The following is a 20,083-nucleotide window of genomic DNA, read 5'->3' as shown; positions in this document are numbered from 1 at the left end:
AATATTTTTGTGGGCTAACAGGAGCAACCATAGTATTCCTATCCTATAATAGAATCATTCTTAATATACCTAAATAATTTCCACGCATCTGGCTTGAGTACATGTCTGAATCCAGCCCCCATAGAAAGAACTCTATCTCCGATAGAGTGGCAATTTTCCGCTATTTTTGTCTAACCTGATTTTTCTACCGCATAGATATACGCGTTTTCTAATGATGTAATAATAACCTCTTCCCACACGACTAAATAATGTGTATTTCCCCATGGATTTTCTGCTTCATGAACCATTAGAGGTGCCCCAAATGAAGCACACACGGCACCCATACTTGCTGCACAGAGACCATGTCCACCTATTACTTGTAACTCGCCACTAACGAAACCAACCTGCGCCAAGACAATATTGCTAACTGAGTTTTTATCTTTTTCTTTTTATTACAGCAAGTAACTTTGCATTGTTCGCTATTAAATAAAAATATCTTTCTTCCAATATTTTGTACTGTTCATGCTGCTTAGACGTAGCCTCACCAAGTGATAAGTGTCCTAATTTAAATTCATTTATATAATCAGTAACTAACTCCGTTTCACTATTAATAAAACCACTTCTGGGGGGTATGTCAATAATATGCATGAGCTACAGACCTATGAAAAATACGAGTTGTATCCTCTTTTTCTTTCTTGAGTATTAATCGCAAAACCACTCATGTTAATTCCACTTTAACGCAACTAAAACTTTCAAACTCCAAAATAATTTTTTTAAAGATGGAGTGAAGAAATAAATTATTAACACAACTGGTATGTAAGATACTGAAAATATCAACACCTCGTTCTTCTCCATTTTATATGTAAATAAAAAATATATGGCAATAAGAGTTGCAGTCCCCATATATAAACCTAGCAGGCTCATAATGAAAACTCGACTTACACTGGTTTTTTTATTTTTTGCTATCTTGATCAATAGAGTGGCATCGACATTATCCATCCCCAAACTCAATAATGTGTTCTTTAGCTCTTGCTCATCCATACATTTAATTCCTTTTAAAAATAAGTATCTATGTTAGATAACCGTAGTCGCTCGCTTTAATCAGTTTTTATCCAACGGACGAAAGCTTAACCTCCCTCCTCTCCAACCGCAAATCCACCCAGCGCCCATGGGGAATATCCACCGGCTGGACATCACTGTAGCCAGCCCTTTTATTCTGAGTAAATGGGGGAACTGAGATGTTCAGGGGGTACGGACCCACACTACTGCCAGGATAGGTGATCGTGACCTCTTGCGATACCGGCCCCAGCGGCCCTTCTTAACCATAAAGTGACGTAGGTTTCCACATAAAAACGCGTATCGTCGTCGGTTGGGTCATCCTCGCCGTAATCGGCTGACTGATTAATCGCCGTGATCTCGGTGGGATTACTCGGAGCGGGAATACCTAGCCGGAAACTGGGCACAGGATATGCAGAAAAAAACAGCCTATGAATCCAAACAACATCAAGCCCTCACCTTCAATAAATCCTGCAACCTAGTAGTGTACGCCGGTGACAGCATGTCTCGCTTCATCTGCCATGCGCGCTGTATGCCCTGCCCAGCAAACCAGATTTTCCCTTTGCCTGACTGGTTTATTCTGTCCAGCGTTGCCATGAGCTGTTCACTATTGGCTTTCGGCGAGTTTTCATCGAATAACCCGAGTTGTGCCACGCCCTGACCGTAGAAATCGCCCAGCATCACGCCCCCCTTTTGGTAGCGATGACCATCCTGCCAAATACTGTCCAGACAACGCGTGGCGGCGGTTATAATATCTCGGCTATCCTGCGTGGGCGTATAGAGTTGGGTGCTGGCCACGTTGCCATAGTAGGCTTCATTCACCGCAAAGGGGCTGGTTTTGATGAAAGCGGAGATACCTCGGCAATACTGATGTTCTCCCCGTAGCTTTTCAGCTGCGCGCACGGCGTAGCCACATATTGCCTCACGCATATCCTGATAGTCAGTTATTCGCTCGCCAAATGAACGGGAACAGACAATTTGCTGTTTGGTCGGTGCAAATTCTTCCAGCGCCAAGCAGGATTCGCCGCGCAGCTCGCGCACCGTTCGCTCAAGTACCACGCTGAAATGTTTGCGGGCTATCTGTGGGCTGGTATCGGCCAGTTGCAGCGCCGTTTTGATACCTAACAGATTGAGTTTCTTACCGATCCGCCGCCCTATTCCCCAGACATCTTCCACCGGTGTTATCGCCAGCAATTTGCGTTGCCTGAGCGGATCGGATAAATCCACCACGCCGCCGGTTTTGCTCCATTGTTTGGCCGCATGGTTCGCCAGTTTGGCCAGCGTTTTGGTCTGGGCAATGCCGACCCCCACGGTCAGTCCGGTCCATAACAATACCCGTGCCCGCACGTTACGACCAAACTGCTCCAGACTCATGCAGTTGCTTACGCCGCTGACATCCAGAAAGGCCTCATCAATACTGTAAATCTCAACCGATGGAGCCATATCTTCCAGCACAGTCATCACCCGGTTGGACATATCCGCGTAAAGCTCGTAATTACTGCTGAATACCGCCACATTGTGCCGCTCGAAAAGCTGTCGATGCTTAAAATATGGCCCACCCATTTTGATATCGAGAGCCTTCGCTTCCTGATTTCTGGCGATAATGCAGCCATCATTATTGCTGAGCACCACCACAGGCCGCCCGCGCAAATCTGGCCGGAATACGGCTTCGCAGGACGCATAGAACGAATTTACATCAGCCAGGGCAAACACCGGATGCCTCATTGATAACGAAACGGACAACGCCAAAAGTTTCCAAATCATCCCCGCCATCGTGCAGAACTATCGGCGGATAATCAGGATTCATCGCTTCTAACTGTACGACAGGCCTCAGGCACAGCCGCTTGACCGTGAATTCACCGGCAACAGAGGCAATGATAATATCGCCGTGGCTCGGGGAAATGCTGCGATCCACCACCAGCAGCGAACCGTCAAAAATCCCCGCCCCAATCATTGAATTACCGGTCACCCGGACAAAATAAGTCGCTGCCGGATGAGCAATACAAAGCTCATTCAGATCGATTGGCCTATCAACGTAATCCGCCGCCGGACTGGGAAAGCCAGCCGGGATCGTTGCATTAAACAACGGGATAGGAACAATTTCGCGCAGCGGCGAGAGGGAGTGAAAACGCATGATGAAAGCCCAGCAAACTGTATATGCATACAGCATAATTTATGAGTTATCGCTTGTGAAGGGCTGAGTCATGGCTTTTGGACGGTTTCTAGGAAAGGCATTGGTTCTTATCAGAAAATATTTTGGCAATGAATCAGGGCATTTATTTTTACTGATTAGTATTTAGTCTGCCCCCTTTTCTACTCTGGGTTAATTAGATTTGACCACCTGCTAAGTGCCAGAAGCGGTCATGACAAAATCCACAGTATGTTAATTAATAGTGAGGCCGGTCACCGTTGAGCATTGAATGTGAGCCACGCTGCGGGAAAGCCATAAAGTGCCCTTCGTCGCGGCCGCTCCGCTTTCTGTTATTCCCTGAAACGGGGCGCGAACAATTCAAAATTTCCTCAATGAAGATCTGATCGACCAAATGATTATTACGCGCTTTCCCATCTTACTTGGAGGAGGCAGGCCACATGCGCGATGCCTTGATCAAGTAATTTTATCCCTCTAGGGTAAGACATTAAATTTTTATAAATGTCTTTTAGCAGTCAGAAATACATTTATACCCTTGGACTAAAAGTCCGCTTCACGCCCTGAGACATCCAACAAGCTTTTTATGGCCTAAGTAAAGGCGAGCGTCGCGCTTCAAGTGCCAGCAAAAACTTCGCTTCGTCGTAGCGGGTTCTGGTCTTCCACCCGATTACCTGAATATCTTCTGTACATCCCTATAAATCATAGTAAATATTGAATCAGTAAAAAATGGTCACGGATATATTAACCAGTAAGGAAAAGAGCCATGCAAGTACCCACGCTGGAAACAGAGCGTTTACTGTTAAAGCCAATAGTTGCTGAGGATGCATCACAAATTCAAGAACGCTTTCCACGCTGGGAAATTGTCCGTTATATGGTGGCATCGGTTCCCTGGCCCTATCCTGACGATGGTGCAGCGCACTATGTTAATAACGTCGCGCTGCCAGCTATGGCAAAAGGAGTCGCCTGGGTTTGGACCATACGGCACCGGGATAATCCTGACAATTTAATAGGTGTTATCTGCCTAGATGATGAAGAAGATAATAATCGTGGCTTTTGGCTGGTTCCTGAATATCAGGGGCGCGGATTAATGCGCGAAGCCAGTCTTGCGGCGACAGATTACTGGTTTAACACTTTGAACAGGGCAGTATTGCGTGCTCCAAAAGCAACTAAAAATCTCCGTTCTCAGAGCATTTCAGTCAGCAGCGGTATGCGCCTAATCAAAACGGAAAAGAAACAGTTCGTCAGCGGCCTTCTGGACTCAGAGTTGTGGGAAATGACTCGTGATGAGTGGAATGCCCATCACTCAAGCTAATAGGCCAGGATGTCCGCTTGAGTGAAAGCGGAAGTGGGTGACATCGTGTTATGTTGAAATTGAGCTCGGTTCATGAGGTGCGCGGATCACGCAATGAGAGAACTGAAGGGTAAATTAAATGGCTGGAGTAAAATTATGACATATGATTTGATTGCACTTTCTGCAATTGGCTTGGCTATCCTTCTGGGTGCAATGAGCCCGGGAGCCAGTTTTCTGCTCGTTGCGCGAACAGCCATGTCCAGTTCGAGACGTGCGGCATTAGCGGTGGCCGTGGGGATGGGCTTTGGTGCGCTTGTCTTTGCGGTCATTGCGTTAGCGGGCCTTCATACCCTGCTGACTCTGGTTCCGTCACTTTATACGAGCCTGAAGATTGCCGGTGGTTGTTATCTTTTGTGGCTGGCGCTGAAAATGTTTCGTCGTCCTTCCGGCAGAATTACCCATTCAGTAGGCACAGAGGATATCAGCATATCAAAAGCTTTTACTACTGGCGTATTTACCCAAATCAGCAACCCCCATACCGCTCTGGTATTTGCCAGTATTTTTTCCGCAGCGCTTACCACTAATATTCAGCCTGCCATGTATATTATCCTGCCTTTAATGGCGTTCATTATTGATGTGCTCTGGTATGCACTTGTTTCATGCTTATTATCAACCGACCGACCACGTCAGGCTTACATTAGATACCGCAAGTTTATAGATAAATTAAGCGGAGGATTCATGGCATTTCTGGGGGTACGGTTACTGTTAAAGTGATTAAGTCGATGACAATCTATGTTGCGGATGCGAAGAGTTAAGACCTGCTCTTCGCTCTTAGCCAACTATCAAGTTTGAAAATATCTTACGACATGGCACTGCCCAGCTTGCGTATCGACTAATCCACTTTATGGTGGCGTCACAAAACGTCATTCCCCCTGTTCGGCTGCTGGAATATATTTGTAAATCGTCTTTGGTGATACTTCCAGCACTAACGGGACCTGATTTAATGTAGCGCTTTGGGCAAAGTACGGTGGTAGACGAATACCCACCACCTTTACCTACTTTACTTTAAGTTAAAGCTATTTGGGTGATTATCAAGACTCCCCGTCAGTGCCGCGAATAAGATGGTTTTTCCATCAATAGACAACTCATCTGGAATACTCAGCCACTGCAGCTTTTGGTTTGTTTCCATCTCGTCAGTGGTAGAAAATACACCTGCTAATCTTTTTGATTCAGGAGAATAGAGCACAGCGATACGTTGTGAAGCACAATCATGGGGCTTACATGAAGTCATTACCACATATTTATTCCCACCGATCTCAACGTTGTAGCCAGGGGAATACGTGCCGCCTTCTGTGACCCACTTAGGCAACTTTTGTTTCCCAATCATCTTTTTAAACTCTGTCTTTATATCTGGATTCATCATCAGTTTGCTATAAGTTAATTCATCTTGTGCATACGCGGATGTGGCAAAACCTGAGAATGTTAGAAATAAGGCAATAAATGATTTCTTCATAAACTAATTCCCTTTACTTATTATTGAGTTACAGTGAGATTCTCCATCCCGATATCGTACGGTTACGGGAGGTAAAACCTGGCAAATGAAATAGCAGACAGATGTTCTCATTGTCAATGGTTCACCCCTAAAATCTGGTGCCTGGAATTGTGCTCTGTCGCATCAGTGACATGAAATTGGCAAAAGTTTCGTTATCGGTTATTGAGTGTTCCGCGGGTGATAATCCCTCACTTTGCAGGTTCTGTATTGCCCTTTTCGTATCCTATGTATCAGTTCAATCCCGGCCAGGATTATCTTTGCCCGTCGAAATAAGCTGCATCCCAACATGTAATGGTCAACGGCAATACCGCGCTCTGCCATCATCTCTGTTGGGTTGCGTAAACTCAGTGAGTAAGCCAGATATCCGCGGCCACACTGAACAATAATATCGATGGGATAATGCAGGCGACGGAAGACGTTTCGGATCAGAGATATGGGCAGGTAATATCACAAAAAACAGCATATTATATGACAGCACCTTAATACGAAAGAGTCCGAGCAATTGATATGGAACCATTATATAAAAAATGATTGTCTTATAAAATGCCCTCAAGCTCCAAATAAGTAATTAACTACTATTAATTTCCCGCAAATACCTTTATTAATTAATTGAACCGAGTATGTTATTGGTTCAGTTGTAACGTTCTACTTTTAATTTTTAATTACCTAATCATATTGCGGTAGTCAGAGGTTTCATACCTTTGCCTTTTCCGCTTACTTATTCAGAACAAGGACTATTATTATGTCAGATATTCAGCTTATTAAAAATGCTCGTGGTGAAAACAAGTGCCCAGCGGGTAAAATAGCACTCTACACTAATATTAATTACAATGAGCAGGAGTTGGGTGATATCCTCATTATTTCACGTGATATTCAACTTAATCGACAGCAGCTTGAGTCGTACGGTTTCTATGTGGGCGGTCATGATGGCGTCTCCAGTGTCGTAAACAAAATGTCGCAGAATGGTACGCTGGTTTCCGGACTTTATCTGGACGGGGAAACTCTGTCGGTGGCAGCCGGTGAAAGTATCCCGTCACTGGTTAGCTATCCGCTGGGCAAGGGAACCTGGAATGATGCAACTCAGTCGGTGGTCGCACGCCCGGTAGAAACCGTTAATCTTACGATGTCCCTAGAAAATATCAGTTTTGCACTGAACAAAGCCTATGTTGCAGAATTAACTATTGCAAACAAAAGTAATATTGCCGTGAGTGGGTTAACTCTGGATGTCTCTTCTGCTAACAACAATGTTGTTTCTGTAGGAAATGTTGCCGCAATTGGCACTCTTCCCGCTAATGGCTCTGTCAAGGTTTCAATCCCTTTAACGGGTAAATCGATTGGCTCGACCTCGTTGACTTCCCAACTGCATACGCCTATTGGCGTGATTAATAGTGGTGCTAACCAAATCAATACTCGGGTTAGCGTGACTGCCATTAACGTTGAGTTGACGATGTCTGTGGCATCCAATTTGGTGCTGACCAGTGACGAAACCTATTACAATGTACTTAACATTTCTAACTCTGAATCATCTGATATTAAAGGGGTTTCTGTTGGCGTAACGGTATCCGATTCTGCGATTGTCTCAGTAGGATATTTCCCTCCGTCCGTTGATATTTCCGCCGGCAAGTCTGTCAATATCAATATTCCGTTGATGGGCGAAAACCCAGGGACGGCAACGATGACAGCAAAACTCACCATGCCAAACGGCTACACAAATAACGGTGACAGTCAGGCTAGCTCGGTGATTCAGGTGACGGAGCAGCGCGATTTGGATGTTTCACAAGAGTATAAATCTCACTGGCGTAAGCAATGGGATAAACCAGAGTTTTTGTATAGCTATCATTTCCTCCTGACTTCATCTTCGGTGCAGGTTCGCAGCTGGCAGCTCTCCTTCTTATTGCCAGAAGGCGCGATGGTTGATGTTGATTGGCTTAATGCAAACAGCAGTTGGATTGAGCTGAATACAGATAAGTCGGTCAATGGTTGGTGTTTCCTTGATAGTACAAAGGGCAATGTTATAGCGCCGGGCATCGATCTACCGATGGATATTCTCATGATTTATCCGGGCGAGGCCGAGGAGTATAAGGTCATTAATAATTTACGACTTGAACAGCTAGCTTAATTTTTAATTTTTAATTTTTAATTTTTAATAAATAACATCTGCACCTGTGGTTGAATATCAGGTGCAGATTCTATTTTAGTTATAATTTTATGCACTCGCGGAGACTCTGTCGCATTAAGGCATTGTTATATAACATGCTGTTTTTTTTGTAATATTACCTGCCCATTTCTCTGATCCGAAACGTCTTCCGTCGCCTGCATTATCCCATCGATATTATTGTTCAGTGTGGCCGCGGATATCTGGTTTACTCACTGAGTTTACGCAACCCAACAGAGATGATGGCAGAGCGCGGTATTGTCGTTGACCATTAATAAATCTGCGACAAAGCTATTTCTTGTGCAGCCTGACCGGCTACATATCATAAACAGGAGAATACCATGAGCACATCGTTGTTCAGCAGAACCCCGAAGGTCACGGTCTTTGATAACCGCGGCCTGACCGCGCGCGACATCGCGTACCATCGCCACCCTGATGCCCCTGAGGTGACAAATGAACGCATCACACCCCACCAGTACGACGCACGCGGCTTTCTGACGCAGAGCGCCGACCCGCGGCTGCACGACGCCGGTCGCGTAAATTTCAGCTACCTGACGGACCTGGCCGGAGGCGTTCTGCGTACACAGGGGGCGGATAACGGTACTAGCGTCAGTCTGAACGACGTCGCCGGACGACCGTTTATCGTGGTCAGTCATATCAGCGCCACCGATGAGGGCACTGAGGACAGAAGCCTGGCGGTGACCCGCACCTGGCAGTATGAGGATGCGGCGCTTCCGGGTCGACCACTGAACGTGACGGAGCAGATCAGCACTGAAGTCGCCCGCATCACGGAGCGCTTCGTGTATGCCGGCAATACTGGCGCAGAGAAGACTCTGAACCTGGCGGGATTATGCGTCCGTCATTACGATACGGCAGGACTGGTGCAGACAGACAGCATAGCGCTGACAGGCGTCTCGCTCTCCGTCACCCGCCGTCTGCTGAAGGACGCGGATAACCCGGACACCGTGGCTGACTGGCAAGGAGAAGGTGCCTCTGCATGGAATGATCTGCTCAGTGGCGAGGAGTATGTCACCCTGACCACTGCTGACGCCACCGGGACGGTGCTGACCACCACCGATGCGAAAGGTAATATTCAGCGCGTGAGGTACGACGTGGCGGGACTGTTGTCAGGCAGTTGGCTGACGGTGAGGGACCGTACGGAACAGGTTATCGTGAAGTCCCTGACGTACTCGGCCGCCGGGCAGAAGCAACGCGAGGATCACGGCAACGGCGTGGTGATCACGTACACGTACGAGGCAGAGACGCAGCGCCTGACCGGCATCCGGACGGAGCGACCTGCCGGCCACGCTTCGGGTGCCAAGGTGCTGCAGGACCTGCGCTATGAGTATGACCCGGTGGGCAACGTGCTGAAAATCACCAATGATGCTGAAGCAACCCGCTTCTGGAGTAATCAGAAAGTGGTGCCGGAAAATACCTACACCTACGACAGCCTGTACCAACTGGTCAGTGCCACCGGGCGCGAGATGGCAAACGTCGGACAGCAGGGCAGCCGTTTACCGTCAGCTACCGTCCCCTTTCCTACAGACAGCTCCGCATATACCAGTTACACCCGCACCTACACCTACGACGAAGCCAGCAACCTGACGCAGATACGCCATTCCCCGGCAACACGCAGTGGTTACACAACCAACATCACCGTAAGCAACCGCAGCAACCGGGCTGTGCTTAGCAACTTGACCGAAAACGCCGCAGACGTGGACGCACTGTTCACTGCGGGCGGCCAGCAGACGCAGCTACAGCCGGGGCTGGGCCTGGTCTGGACGGCACGTAATGAGCTGTTGAAGGTAACGCCGGTGATGCGAGATGGCAGTGCGGATGACAGCGAGAATTACCGCTATGACGGCGGTAGTCAGCGCATTCTGAAGGTCAGTGTACAGAAAACCGGTAACAGCGCGCAGACGCAGCGGGCGCTGTACCTTCCGGGCTTGGAACTGCGCAGCGCGAAAAATGGCGATACGGAAACGGAAAGCCTGCAGGTTATCACTGTGGGTGAGGCGAGCCGTGCGCAGGTGCGGATGCTGCACTGGGAGAGCGGCAGGCCGGATGGAATCACTGACGACAAGGTACGTTACAGTTACGATAACCTGACCGGCAGTAGCGTGCTGGAGCTGGACAGCGACGGCAAACTTATCAGCATGGAGGAATACTATCCGTACGGCGGGACAGCGGTATGGACGGTTCGCAGCGCGGTGGAGGCAAACTACAAGACCGTGAGGTATTCAGGCAAGGAGCGGGACGCAACGGGGCTGTACTACTACGGTTACCGGTACTACCAACCGTGGGCGGGCAGATGGCTAAGTGCAGACCCGGCGGGCTCGGTGGACGGGCTGAATCTGTACAGGATGGTGCGGAATAATCCGGTGGCGTGGAAGGACAATGATGGAAGAATCCCTATCAATACTATGATTCCACCGCCGCCACCGATGATGGGGGGAAATCCACCGCCACCACCACCGATGATGGGAGGAAACCCTCCGCCGCCGCCACCGGTGGCGGGAGGAAACCCTCCGCCGCCACCATCGATGCCCGGGCAGCAAAATGGAGCAAAGAAAAACTGGGTTATTAAGGAAGACCCCGCTTTATATAAACAGCAAGGGGGGGAATATCCATACTATTCTTCATTCACAATAGCCTTACAGAAGCTTAATATCAGTCATTATGATTCAATTATCGATATGGACAACTTTATAAGCAAGTGGGCTGAAATTGGTAGAAACATGAAGCCGGCAGCAAGAGATATTAGTCACGACAAGTTTATAGAGGTTCAGAAAACTCTGGGCAAAATTGATGCTGAATGGTCTGGGTATCATTCAGCAGATGTGAACGAAACCTTCCGTGGAGACACGCCAGTAATATCTAATAGTTATTCTTGGCTTGCTGAGTTTATAAATGAATCTGAAGGTAAGAGCGATACTGTACAAAAATCAATGGATTTAGAAATAAAATCTCCCCTCATAATGTCTACAGCTAAGGATCCTAAAATGGGTTATGTGTCAGGTAAAACAATTATGTGGCACTTTGATCTTGAGCCAGGACACGCCGGTGTTTCTGAAGGATTGTATGCCTCCGAGGGTGAAGTGACGTTTCCATTATACAACAGGATGAAGATAACATCTTTACAATACCTTCCTGAAGGAAGGTCTTATATGGACAACCCAGAACAATATGGAACATCTCACCGATATATCATCAAAGCCAGAATGTTACCCCGGTCATAATAACAGGATAGTGATATTGAGCTTACCAGGATTATGTTTCCGCCCCTGAGAGTTTCATTTTTAGTAAGATAAAATACTCCACTCCAGAGAAGGAGTAGCTGTTATCCTGTTTGAGTAAACCTAAAATAGACAACTCAGTGAGACTGTATTTTTGTCTCACTGAGTTTGTTTTGTCTCATCCCGACGTTACGTTTTCCACATCTAAACTTTATTGAGACACTTTTCAGCAAAATGGCTCTTTATAGGGCTCTGTCGCATTAGTGACATGAAGTTGGCAAAAGTTGCGTTACCGATTATTGAGTATTCCGCGGATGATAATCCCTCACTTTGCAGGTTCTGTATTGCCCTTTTGTATTAGTTCAATACCGGCCAGAATTGTCTTTTCCCGTCGAGATGAGCTGAATCTCAGTATGTGTCGTATCCGTCGTTTGATGTTGCAGTGATCCTGCTCAACGTTGTTGTTCAGATAGTTGCTTTGTCTTAGGTTAATCGTTTCCTCATCGAGTTTGTCTGCGTTGAGCATAGCCAAAACCGCGCTGTTGGCACCACTTTTATCAATCGCCGCCCTCTCGGGTTCGCCGTGATGATGAATAGCTTTGCAAAAAACCTTATCTAACAGCGGCACCAGGCGGATAACCCAACGACGCAGTATGGAATGATCAACGACAATACCCCGCTCTGCCATCATCTCTTTTTGGTTGCGTAAACTCAGTGAGTAAGCCAGATACCAGGGGACACACTGAACAATAATATCGATGGGATAATGCAGGCGACGGAAGACATTTCGGGTCAGAGAGATGGGCAAAATAGGCTATATCTCCCTGCTGATTGGTTCCTCCTAACACAATAGCAGTATGCTGATAGGCATACCGCAAAAAACTTGCCTCCGGTTCTTCACGGAATAAAAGATAGTGTGCATTTTCACTCAAGTTTGATGCTCCGTGGGCTATTAATGGACACCTAATGAAGCACATGCCATTCCCAAGCTAACTTTACATATTCCGGCCCCGCCAACTATCTGCAACCCGCCGCTAACAAACCCTACTTGCTTTAATATAATGTTCAGTGCAGAATTTTGTTCTTTTTTCCTTTCGGCAATAACAAATAACTTAGCATTATCAAGCATCAAATCAAAATGTCTATCTTCAAGAATTTTGTATTGCTCATGGAGGTTAGACATAACCTCACTGAACGACAATCTCCCTAGCTTGAATTCACTAATGTTATTGTCTGCCAATTGATTTTACTGCTGATAAACCCGCTTCGTAGCCTTATATCACTCAAATATAAAAATGCGACATTTACTGCGATACGATTAATTTCCTCTTTTTTTCTTTCCAAGACAGAAAGAGTAAAGCTACTCATATCACATTCCTTTCAAAGAGAATAAAACTTTTAAACTCCAAAAAAACTCCTTCAAGAACGGAGTTAAAAAATAAATTATAAACAGCACAGGTATATAAGCAGCAGAGAATGAAATCAATTCTTTCTCACTCATTGTACTTGCAAATAAAAAATAAACCCCAACCAATGCCGCCGTGCCAATATATAGCCCTATATGATTTGAAATAAATACTCGAGTTACAGTGGTTTTTTTATTTTTTGCAATTTTTATCAATGTAATTGCATCTAAACTACTAATGCCAAGACCAACCAATTTGTCTTTTATTTCTTGCTCATCCATACATTTAAGTCCTTTTAAAAAATCAGTGTTTATACTGGATAAATGTAGTCATCGGCCAATATGTTTCATCGGTCTTTTATCCAACGGGCGAAAGTTTAACCTCCCCCCTCTCCAACCGCAAATCTACCCACCGCCCATGGGGAATATCCACCGCCTGGCCATTGCTGTAGCCGTCCCGTTTATTCTGGGCAAATGGCGGTGAGTTGGGGTGTTCGCGGTGATAAGTGCGGATGGTGATAACTCCGGCCTCATCCACTTCCCGTTCTAATTGAGCGTGAAACGCGGATTGTCTTACAGGCCAAACACTTTATGCGAGTTCGTAATTAAACCAAAGCAGAATCACAACGGGGGCAATGAAGGTTAACGCAAGCCATGAGAAAACCTCAAAAGATCGCAATGTACATCAAATTCACACAATTGGAGTCATTACCGATTCTTGCAACAAGACCGGACGAAATATGAAAGTGGAACTCTCATTATTCTAATATTATTAAGTAAAACCAACCTGAGCCCCTTCACTTGTTATAGAGAACTCAGGGAAATAAAGCACATTAAGGACGTAGAGATTCAGCCATGATAAACAATGTCACCAATCAGAATACGATCTTTGGTCATATAGAAACCAGCTACAATCAATCGGAGATTACCAAGAGCGTCAATGAGGCGTTTGGTGTTAAAACCAATGTGACCGATAACGGCGTCTGCATGGCCATGTCGGCAAAGTATCTTGTCAAGAATTCACAGGGGGAGGGTTTTTACGCTTGGCTTGCCGATTCATCTGCCAAATGGCAGGTATTATCTCAATATCTTAACGATGACTATCACCCCCTACCGCCCCCTGAAGCACAAACCAGAATCCAGTATGAACTGAAGGATCACTTCAATCACGTTGGTACTTATATAGTGAACAACGAAGACTTTACCCCCCAATTCGCTGCCCAAGCGATGAGCCTAGCACGCAATGACGAAAAGGGGTGCTACAACATGTGTTATCTACTCACCCCAGACGATGGACCAGGACATGCCGTCGCCTGTATAAAAGATGAGCAAGACCATATCCGCTTTATGGATCCAAATTTCGGCGAGTTATCCTTCACCTCCACAGTTGAGTTTGAAAACTGGATGAGCTCGGTATTTAATAAACATTACTCCATCTTCAGTTCTATGACCGTCAATATCTATGAAGCCCCTGAGTAACGCTGAGACGGTTCCGTCAACCTTGCCCACGCTTTAGACATTATCAGGCCGTACTGTCCTCATGCTTTCAGCATGGCCTAGTAGCTGTCGTGTAAAAATGCAACCGGCCAACGAAAAATTGCCGCAAACGCATCGGGTTGATGGTTTCGATCATGAACAAAACAAGTGGCTAACTCTCCTTTTAGCCGCAGCGATAGAACATAAAGTGCTTCTTTCCGAAAACATTACCGTTAGAAGACGGTGAATCTTTATTCTAAAAGATAATGACTCCAGTTGTGTGAATTTGATGTACATTGCGATCTTTTGAGGTTTTCTCATGGCTTGCGTTAACCTTCATTGCCCCCGTTGTGATTCTGCTTCGGTTTAATTACGAACTCGCATAAAGTGTTTGGCCTGTAAGACAATCCGCTTTTCACGCTCAATTAGAACGGGAAGTGGATGAATCTGGTGTTATCACCATCCGCACTTATCACCGCGAACACCCCAACTCACCGCCATTTGCCCAGAATAAACGGGACGGCTACAGCAATGGCCAGGCGGTGGATATTCCCCATGGGCGGTGGGTAGATTTGCGGTTGGAGAGGGGGGAGGTTAAACTTTCGCCCGTTGGATAAAAACTGGTTAAAGCGAACGACTACGTTTATCTAACATAGATACTTATTTTTAAAAGGAATTAAACATATGGATGATGTCGAGCTAAAAAAACAAACTAATCGCGCTGGGAATGAAACAAATTGATGCTGGCACATTAATTAAACTCGCCAAATATAAAAAAACAAGCGTTAGCTGGCAATTTTTTTTAAGCTTATCCGGTTTGTATTGGTATTCGCTATGTATAATACTGACTTACTTATTCTTCATCAATAAGATGGATAGTAGAGAAATTATAACATTTAGTGCTATATACCTACCAGGCCTTGTTATAATGTACATCTTTACTCCTTTTTTCAAAAAATTATTCTGGAGTTTTAAAGTATTGTTTTCATTAGGAGGGAGATAGCATGGATAGTTATGCGATTATGGCATTAGAAAGAGAGCGAGAAAAGATAAACCGCATGGCTAGAGATGTTGCTTATCAATATTTAAATAATGGGGCCGTTATTAGTGATTTCATTTTCGATGAATATTAAATGGCAGAAGCCAGCGTTACTGGTTATAGATTAGGACGACTTCAATTTTCCGAAGCCAATACAAAACTTCATGACCAATATCAATCTCTTTTAAAAGTAAGCATGTCTCTTCATATGGGAAATGCGAAGCTATATGCCATTGTGGAAAGAAAAAAAGAACAGAATTCAATAACCAATATTATCTTGAAACAGGTTGGTTTTGTAAGCGGATGGTTAAAAATAATTGGTGGCGGGGGGATTTGTTATACCAGCCTAGGGGCAGCATGCTCCTATTTGGGAAGTCCTTTACTTTTGCATGGTTCAGAGAACGTATGGGAGAATGGCTATTATCTTTTATATCGAGAAGATCCTAGTCTAGTACCATTAAGAAACGTATACCGGCAGTCGGCAAGGATTCTGGGCGGCGATGATAAAGACGGTGATATCGCCTTCTCCATCGGTGATCTTTCTCTTTCTGCCGGTTCGCTGTTCAGGTCGGTACTAAAAAAAGATGCCTGGAAGCTTTTCCACCATATAAGAGAGGATTATATTATTGGATGGAGAGACATGGGAGCTGCCGGACTCATCAGCGAAGTGACTGGCGATTCTACCGTCGGTCTTTCCCTCTATCAATTGATAAATGGCAGCTCAACTAATTGGGAAGATTTATCAGAAAAGAAATAAAAAAATACCGGTACACAGCAGACAATATCTATATATGTACCGGCACACTACCAGTCACTGTCATAACGGCTTAATAAACCCTATCTTCCCACAAACTATAACCTGTCGTTCCTGCCGCGTGATGGACCCATTTTATATCTTGGTAGGTGACACTGAGCATTTCTTCGGGTTGGCTATCTTTATTGGTCATAATATGGGGGTAATTTATACCAACATGCTTGATGTTGGCATTTCTAACTTCAATGGAAAAATAGATTTCTTGATGACCATTACTTGATGTTCTGTAGAGGTCAACGTCAGATGCAAAACTTCATTATCAGAAATAGCGGTGCCTAATAATGGCGTTGCCTTATCTATTGGTTTAACGATATTTATAGGTAAGTGAGTCGCATTCTGAGCCCGGTTGATACCATGAGTCAGTGAGTAGACCATTATTTGGTCAGTATGACCGGCTTGAAATTTATTGCCGATTGAGTCATAAGTTGAGCATCCAGCAGAGATAAGCCCCTGTTTTTCGCCTTTTATAGTCAAATAAATTAAATTAAATTAGCCACATAATTCCCTTACGTTAATTTCCTGAAAAACCTAAAATTCCGAACTCACAAAATACATCTGAATATCTTTTACAATACTATCAAATTGTATACTTATTGATAAGGTGGATGTTGGCTCGCTCATGGTTTTCGTGTTATCCGTCGTTGTTTGATGCTCTGGTTGCGAAAAAAACGACGATATCATTGATGCCGAACAGGTTACGCGCTAAATTACCCAAAGATGCCAAGCCTCACTTTTTAGTGGGGCTTTTTTTATGCCTGTCGGAAATCACTCATTATGCCCGCTATTGATATCACGACCATGCGTGGTGAAATGCCGCGTGCGGTCGCACATCTGTTACCTGAACAAGCCGCCACGGTTGCCCGTAATTGCCACTTCCGCCACGGCGTAATTACCCCAATGATGGCTGATGGTGACGGCGGAAAAACCTTTGCCTTCAAACCAGAGACAATATTCCGTTACCGGGATAATTTCTGGTTTGCCTGGCGCGGACAGGTGGATGCGATACATAGCCCAATCGCTCAGGATAAATATGATCGGGTGTATTTTACCGATGGCGAATACCCCAAGGTAACCAGTTCCGCCATTGCGACCCAAGGCAGAGGTAATTATCCTGCGGCCAGTTTTCGGCTCGGTATTCCTGCGCCAAGCAATCCCATTGAAGTCACGTCGATTAACCCGCCAGCAGATCATGGCGAAGACGACCCGACCGACGACGATACGCGTTTTGTAGTGGTCAACTAAAACTGGCCACCGCTTTAGCGTTTTTCCAGTATCTATTTTCCGATTCGTTTGGCGGTAACCCACCGTTATATTCGTGCGACCTGAGCACGCTGTAATACCCAACGATATAGTCCGTTATTGCGTGCACTGCGTTGCTGAAGTTTATGTAACCCGTCACCGGTACCCACTCATTCTTCAGGCTTCTGAAGAAGCGTTCCATTGGACTATTATCCCAGCAGTTTCCACGGCGACTCATACTTTGCCTGATCCGGTACCGCCACAGTGACTGTCGGAACTGCCTGCTTGTATAGTGGCTACCCTGGACGCCCTTCTAAGAGTCAAGCCGTTATCGAGATGCTGTTGATCTGTCTGTTTTGATTTCGCAGTAATGTATAAACTTCGCGTGAGATATAACGCTTCAGACAGCGTATTGCTTCCATTTTTATATACCCAGCGTTTCCCGGTCCAGATATATGTCACATCGCCGCACCTGATTTGGCTCTGTGACTGCGAACTGACGCTCAAGATGATTCGGGATAGTGACATGTTCATGACCGCCACGTTTATATTGATGAACAGGTTGCTGGCAGCTGACCAGACCCAGTTCTTTCATGGAGCCATCACCCCAACCGGAAGCCTCTCAGCGTTGCCATTGTGGCGATACTTCTTGCACCAGCAGAGCCATGACTGATGCTGTGCAGTTCCAGAACCTGGCTTCGTAATACAGCCCATCTGCCGTCTGGCTTTTCAGGGCGGTTTTTCCCGTATTTGTAGCTGCTGCGATGAACCCCGAACGCGTGGCAGAGTGTGGCCACAGGATAACGCGCCCTGAGTTTCCCGATTAACGAGAACTGTTCAGGGAGTCTGACATCAAGAGCGCGGTAGCCTTTTTTAATATTTCATTTTCCATTTCAATACGTTGTAGTTTCTTCTTTAGCTCACGTATTTCAATTTGTTCTGGAGTAATAGGAGAAGCTTTTGGCGTTTTTCCCCGGCGTTCATCACGCAGCTGTTTTACCCATCGCGTCATGGTGGAAAGACCCACATCCATAGCGCTGGCCGCATCAGCAACGGTGTAGTTTTGATCAACAACGAGTTGAGCTGATTCGCGTTTAAACTCTGAGCTAAAATTTCTTTTTTTCATTGAGGCACCTGTATTGTTCTGAGGTGAGCATATCACCTCTATTCAGGTGGCCAATACATGAGGACTATTAAAGCGTCGGGAGCTGGCTGATAACACCATGAAAATGAGAGTCCTGCAAATCGGATATATTAACCAAGAATTTGGAGATAAGCCGATTGAAACCGTTACCACCAAGCATATCGCTGATTTTATTAATACCTATGTCGATAATGGTAAAAGTTCAATGGCGGTTAATTTGCGCTCTGTTTTATCAGACGTTTTCAGAGAGGCCATAGCTGATGGATTAATTAGCCGCAATCCTGTGGAAGCAACCCGTACGCCGTCACCAAAAGTTAAGCGAGAGCGGCTCGACTATGAAGCCTTTTGCAAGATTTATGAGGCTGCCGGCCAACAACAGAACTGGGTTCAACTCAGCCTGGCACTGGCGCTGATTACCGGTCAACGCCGTGACGATGTGCGGCAATTAAAAAGAAGCGACGTGCATGATGGCAAGCTTTGGATAGTCCAAAGTAAAACTAAAATGCAGATAGCTATATCACTATCACTTCGGTTGGAAATAATGAATACCTCCGTCGGTGACGTTGTAGAACAATGCCTGAATAACAATAAGAGCGAATATCTCATTTGCTCGTCCAGTAGAAAATCAGGCCGAGAGCCCGGTGCATTAAATGCGGACTCGCTCACCAAAGCATTTGTTAAAGCATTGAAGGCAACCGATCTGGTTTATGAAGTCTCCCCGCCCAGTTTTCATGAAATCCGCAGCCTGGCATCGCGGCTTTATGAAGCAGAATACGGTAAGGAATTTGCACAGAAATTGCTTGGTCACAAGTCGATGAAAATGACGAATGTATACCTGGATTCACGTAAAAATGAGTGGGTTGAGATTTAGGCCGAGTATAGGATTTCGGACAAATTTCGGACATTTTCGGACGGAGAGAAAAAACATCAATAAAAACAATCAGATAAAAAAAGACCGAATACGATTCCTATATTCGGTCTAGGGAAATGGCTCTTGGGAGAGAGCCGTGCGCTAAAAGTTGGCATTTCATGCAGGCTTATTCAGCCGTACTACTTAAGCGTAGTAGACGACCCACGTTTTACCAACTTTCGACATAATAACTTAATAATCACTCAGGTTAACTAATAGCTTCTTAGTTAGTCCACTGGTAATTATGAGATTATTCAAACGCTATCCCGGCGGGCATATCCGCTTTCGCCCTATTTTTCACACAGAGTTTGAGCTCGTTGCTGGAAAGGTTGCAGGCTCATTTTTTTGCCCGGATTATCTTTGTCTTCCAAAACCAACGGATCTAATGATGAAGCCAATACTTTTCCTGATTTCATCTGCTCAGTTGCTACTTCATTGAGAGGATATTGCGCTAGTGTACTGGGATTAATCACGAACAGCGCATTACCTGAGCGGCACTCCAGCATCACTTCTTCACGCGTGAATGCCCATTGCTTGCCAAATTCAAACTTACTGACCGTGATAATCTTTGATGCTGCCGCAGCATTAGCAGCCAGAAGCAAAAGAGAAAGCGTTAGCGCGAAACCCTTCATGTTAAC

19 protein-coding genes and 7 pseudogenes are annotated in these 20,083 nt (G+C 45.6%); 12 read left to right on the top strand and 14 right to left on the bottom strand.

The features are described 5' to 3' along the window. Positions 1-38: 38 nt before the first annotated feature. The 5 genes and pseudogenes from PL78_RS21155 to umuD all read right to left on the bottom strand — a co-directional run bounded on the left by PL78_RS21155 (position 39) and on the right by umuD (position 3,169). Positions 39-392 (bottom strand): annotated as a pseudogene (locus PL78_RS21155) (DUF4225 domain-containing protein). 310 nt (positions 393-702) lie between these two features. Then, the gene (locus PL78_RS18820) at positions 703-1,020 is read right to left on the bottom strand and encodes a hypothetical protein (protein ID WP_064518024.1); all 318 of its coding nucleotides are present in this window, start codon (positions 1,018-1,020) and stop codon (positions 703-705) included. Between the two features lie 67 nt (positions 1,021-1,087). Continuing rightward, a complete protein-coding gene (locus PL78_RS21210) occupies positions 1,088-1,240 on the bottom strand; it encodes a phage tail fiber protein (RefSeq protein WP_442538071.1) in 153 nt (50 codons plus the stop codon). A gap of 242 nt (positions 1,241-1,482) precedes the next feature. Beyond that, positions 1,483-2,748 carry a Y-family DNA polymerase gene (locus PL78_RS18815; protein ID WP_064518022.1) on the bottom strand — a complete coding sequence of 422 codons (1,266 nt, stop codon included), beginning with the start codon at positions 2,746-2,748 and terminating at the stop codon, positions 1,483-1,485. Then, complete coding sequence (gene umuD / locus PL78_RS18810; protein WP_064518020.1) at positions 2,732-3,169, bottom strand: translesion error-prone DNA polymerase V autoproteolytic subunit; 438 nt, start codon at positions 3,167-3,169, stop codon at positions 2,732-2,734. Before umuD ends, PL78_RS18815 begins: the two co-directional genes overlap by 17 nt. Before the next feature lie 373 nt (positions 3,170-3,542). On the opposite strand from umuD, the gene PL78_RS20410 reads away from it, so the two are divergent. From PL78_RS20410 to PL78_RS18800, 3 genes are all read left to right on the top strand, one after another. Continuing rightward, complete coding sequence (locus tag PL78_RS20410; protein ID WP_256966719.1) at positions 3,543-3,662, top strand: hypothetical protein; 120 nt, start codon at positions 3,543-3,545, stop codon at positions 3,660-3,662. Positions 3,663-3,947: 285 nt separating this feature from the next. Continuing rightward, complete coding sequence (locus tag PL78_RS18805) at positions 3,948-4,496, top strand: GNAT family N-acetyltransferase (RefSeq protein WP_064518018.1); 549 nt, start codon at positions 3,948-3,950, stop codon at positions 4,494-4,496. A gap of 135 nt (positions 4,497-4,631) precedes the next feature. Next, complete coding sequence (locus tag PL78_RS18800) at positions 4,632-5,249, top strand: LysE family translocator (RefSeq protein ID WP_064518570.1); 618 nt, start codon at positions 4,632-4,634, stop codon at positions 5,247-5,249. Between the two features lie 286 nt (positions 5,250-5,535). On the opposite strand, the gene ivy is transcribed toward PL78_RS18800, so the two are convergent. Both ivy and PL78_RS20055 read right to left on the bottom strand, forming a co-directional pair. Continuing rightward, a complete protein-coding gene (gene ivy, locus PL78_RS18795; protein WP_064518016.1) occupies positions 5,536-5,988 on the bottom strand; it encodes an Ivy family C-type lysozyme inhibitor in 453 nt (150 codons plus the stop codon). Between the two features lie 321 nt (positions 5,989-6,309). Further along, positions 6,310-6,462: pseudogene (locus PL78_RS20055) on the bottom strand (IS6 family transposase); the annotation flags it as partial. Between the two features lie 307 nt (positions 6,463-6,769). On the opposite strand from PL78_RS20055, the gene PL78_RS18790 reads away from it, so the two are divergent. The 3 genes and pseudogenes from PL78_RS18790 (at position 6,770) to PL78_RS18785 (ending at position 11,421) form a co-directional block, all read left to right on the top strand. After that, positions 6,770-8,146, top strand: coding sequence for a hypothetical protein (locus PL78_RS18790; protein WP_064518014.1), 1,377 nt, complete (start codon positions 6,770-6,772; stop codon positions 8,144-8,146). A gap of 164 nt (positions 8,147-8,310) precedes the next feature. After that, positions 8,311-8,454: pseudogene (locus PL78_RS19840) on the top strand (IS6 family transposase); the annotation flags it as partial. 69 nt (positions 8,455-8,523) lie between these two features. Next, positions 8,524-11,421: an RHS repeat domain-containing protein gene (locus PL78_RS18785; protein ID WP_338063263.1), complete on the top strand. Its 2,898-nt coding sequence runs from the start codon at positions 8,524-8,526 to the stop codon at positions 11,419-11,421. A 352-nt stretch (positions 11,422-11,773) separates the two neighbouring features. On the opposite strand, the pseudogene PL78_RS18780 reads toward PL78_RS18785, so the two are convergent. The 4 genes and pseudogenes from PL78_RS18780 to PL78_RS21205 all read right to left on the bottom strand — a co-directional run. Then, positions 11,774-12,220: pseudogene (locus tag PL78_RS18780) on the bottom strand (DDE-type integrase/transposase/recombinase); the annotation flags it as partial. 64 nt (positions 12,221-12,284) lie between these two features. Further along, a pseudogene (locus PL78_RS21150) lies at positions 12,285-12,547 on the bottom strand (DUF4225 domain-containing protein); the annotation flags it as partial. A gap of 240 nt (positions 12,548-12,787) precedes the next feature. Further along, a complete protein-coding gene (locus PL78_RS18770; RefSeq protein WP_064518009.1) occupies positions 12,788-13,105 on the bottom strand; it encodes a hypothetical protein in 318 nt (105 codons plus the stop codon). 76 nt (positions 13,106-13,181) lie between these two features. Further along, complete coding sequence (locus tag PL78_RS21205; protein WP_476726588.1) at positions 13,182-13,361, bottom strand: phage tail fiber protein; 180 nt, start codon at positions 13,359-13,361, stop codon at positions 13,182-13,184. Positions 13,362-13,678: 317 nt separating this feature from the next. Between PL78_RS21205 and PL78_RS18765 the strand changes: the two genes are divergently transcribed. From PL78_RS18765 to PL78_RS18755, 4 genes are all read left to right on the top strand, one after another. After that, positions 13,679-14,302, top strand: a complete 624-nt coding sequence (locus PL78_RS18765) for a YopT-type cysteine protease domain-containing protein (protein ID WP_064518007.1) — start codon at positions 13,679-13,681, stop codon at positions 14,300-14,302. Positions 14,303-14,736: 434 nt separating this feature from the next. After that, the gene (locus PL78_RS21200) at positions 14,737-14,916 is read left to right on the top strand and encodes a phage tail fiber protein (RefSeq protein ID WP_476726587.1); all 180 of its coding nucleotides are present in this window, start codon (positions 14,737-14,739) and stop codon (positions 14,914-14,916) included. A 387-nt stretch (positions 14,917-15,303) separates the two neighbouring features. After that, complete coding sequence (locus PL78_RS20925; RefSeq protein ID WP_256966768.1) at positions 15,304-15,432, top strand: hypothetical protein; 129 nt, start codon at positions 15,304-15,306, stop codon at positions 15,430-15,432. Further along, positions 15,433-16,095, top strand: a complete 663-nt coding sequence (locus PL78_RS18755) for a DUF4225 domain-containing protein (protein ID WP_064518004.1) — start codon at positions 15,433-15,435, stop codon at positions 16,093-16,095. Between the two features lie 70 nt (positions 16,096-16,165). Here the strand turns inward: PL78_RS18755 and PL78_RS18750 are convergent. Continuing rightward, positions 16,166-16,632, bottom strand: a pseudogene (locus tag PL78_RS18750) (Hcp family type VI secretion system effector). Between the two features lie 294 nt (positions 16,633-16,926). Here PL78_RS18750 and PL78_RS18745 point away from each other — a divergent pair. After that, complete coding sequence (locus PL78_RS18745) at positions 16,927-17,394, top strand: hypothetical protein (protein WP_064518002.1); 468 nt, start codon at positions 16,927-16,929, stop codon at positions 17,392-17,394. Here the strand turns inward: PL78_RS18745 and PL78_RS20050 are convergent. Next, positions 17,387-18,517, bottom strand: a pseudogene (locus PL78_RS20050) (IS3 family transposase). The gene PL78_RS18745 and the pseudogene PL78_RS20050 overlap by 8 nt on opposite strands. Positions 18,518-18,614: 97 nt before the next feature. On the opposite strand from PL78_RS20050, the gene PL78_RS18730 reads away from it, so the two are divergent. Continuing rightward, positions 18,615-19,406, top strand: coding sequence for a tyrosine-type recombinase/integrase (locus tag PL78_RS18730; RefSeq protein ID WP_064518000.1), 792 nt, complete (start codon positions 18,615-18,617; stop codon positions 19,404-19,406). A 329-nt stretch (positions 19,407-19,735) separates the two neighbouring features. Here PL78_RS18730 and PL78_RS18725 read toward each other — a convergent pair whose 3' ends face one another. Then, the gene (locus PL78_RS18725; RefSeq protein WP_064517998.1) at positions 19,736-20,077 is read right to left on the bottom strand and encodes a YebY family protein; all 342 of its coding nucleotides are present in this window, start codon (positions 20,075-20,077) and stop codon (positions 19,736-19,738) included. Between the last annotated feature and the right edge of the window lie 6 nt (positions 20,078-20,083).

The organism is Yersinia entomophaga, from assembly GCF_001656035.1.
Lineage (GTDB): Bacteria > Pseudomonadota > Gammaproteobacteria > Enterobacterales > Enterobacteriaceae > Yersinia > Yersinia entomophaga.
Note: the sequence above shows the minus strand (reverse complement) of the source record. Positions and strands in the feature narration are given on the sequence as shown.

Bases quoted from the DNA above. Each gene is read 5' to 3' on its own strand.
- PL78_RS18730 (WP_064518000.1), top strand. From the start codon at position 18,615: ATGAAAATGAGAGTCCTGCAAATCGGATATATTAACCAAGAATTTGGA.
- PL78_RS18755 (WP_064518004.1), top strand. From the start codon at position 15,433: ATGGCAGAAGCCAGCGTTACTGGTTATAGATTAGGACGACTTCAATTT.
- PL78_RS18790 (WP_064518014.1), top strand. From the start codon at position 6,770: ATGTCAGATATTCAGCTTATTAAAAATGCTCGTGGTGAAAACAAGTGC.
- PL78_RS18800 (WP_064518570.1), top strand. From the start codon at position 4,632: ATGACATATGATTTGATTGCACTTTCTGCAATTGGCTTGGCTATCCTT.
- PL78_RS18745 (WP_064518002.1), top strand. From the start codon at position 16,927: ATGCCCGCTATTGATATCACGACCATGCGTGGTGAAATGCCGCGTGCG.
- umuD (WP_064518020.1), bottom strand. From the start codon at position 3,169: ATGCGTTTTCACTCCCTCTCGCCGCTGCGCGAAATTGTTCCTATCCCG.
- PL78_RS18770 (WP_064518009.1), bottom strand. From the start codon at position 13,105: ATGGATGAGCAAGAAATAAAAGACAAATTGGTTGGTCTTGGCATTAGT.
- PL78_RS18725 (WP_064517998.1), bottom strand. From the start codon at position 20,077: ATGAAGGGTTTCGCGCTAACGCTTTCTCTTTTGCTTCTGGCTGCTAAT.
- PL78_RS18805 (WP_064518018.1), top strand. From the start codon at position 3,948: ATGCAAGTACCCACGCTGGAAACAGAGCGTTTACTGTTAAAGCCAATA.
- PL78_RS20925 (WP_256966768.1), top strand. From the start codon at position 15,304: ATGGATAGTTATGCGATTATGGCATTAGAAAGAGAGCGAGAAAAGATA.
- PL78_RS18820 (WP_064518024.1), bottom strand. From the start codon at position 1,020: ATGGATGAGCAAGAGCTAAAGAACACATTATTGAGTTTGGGGATGGAT.
- PL78_RS18765 (WP_064518007.1), top strand. From the start codon at position 13,679: ATGATAAACAATGTCACCAATCAGAATACGATCTTTGGTCATATAGAA.
- PL78_RS18785 (WP_338063263.1), top strand. From the start codon at position 8,524: ATGAGCACATCGTTGTTCAGCAGAACCCCGAAGGTCACGGTCTTTGAT.
- ivy (WP_064518016.1), bottom strand. From the start codon at position 5,988: ATGAAGAAATCATTTATTGCCTTATTTCTAACATTCTCAGGTTTTGCC.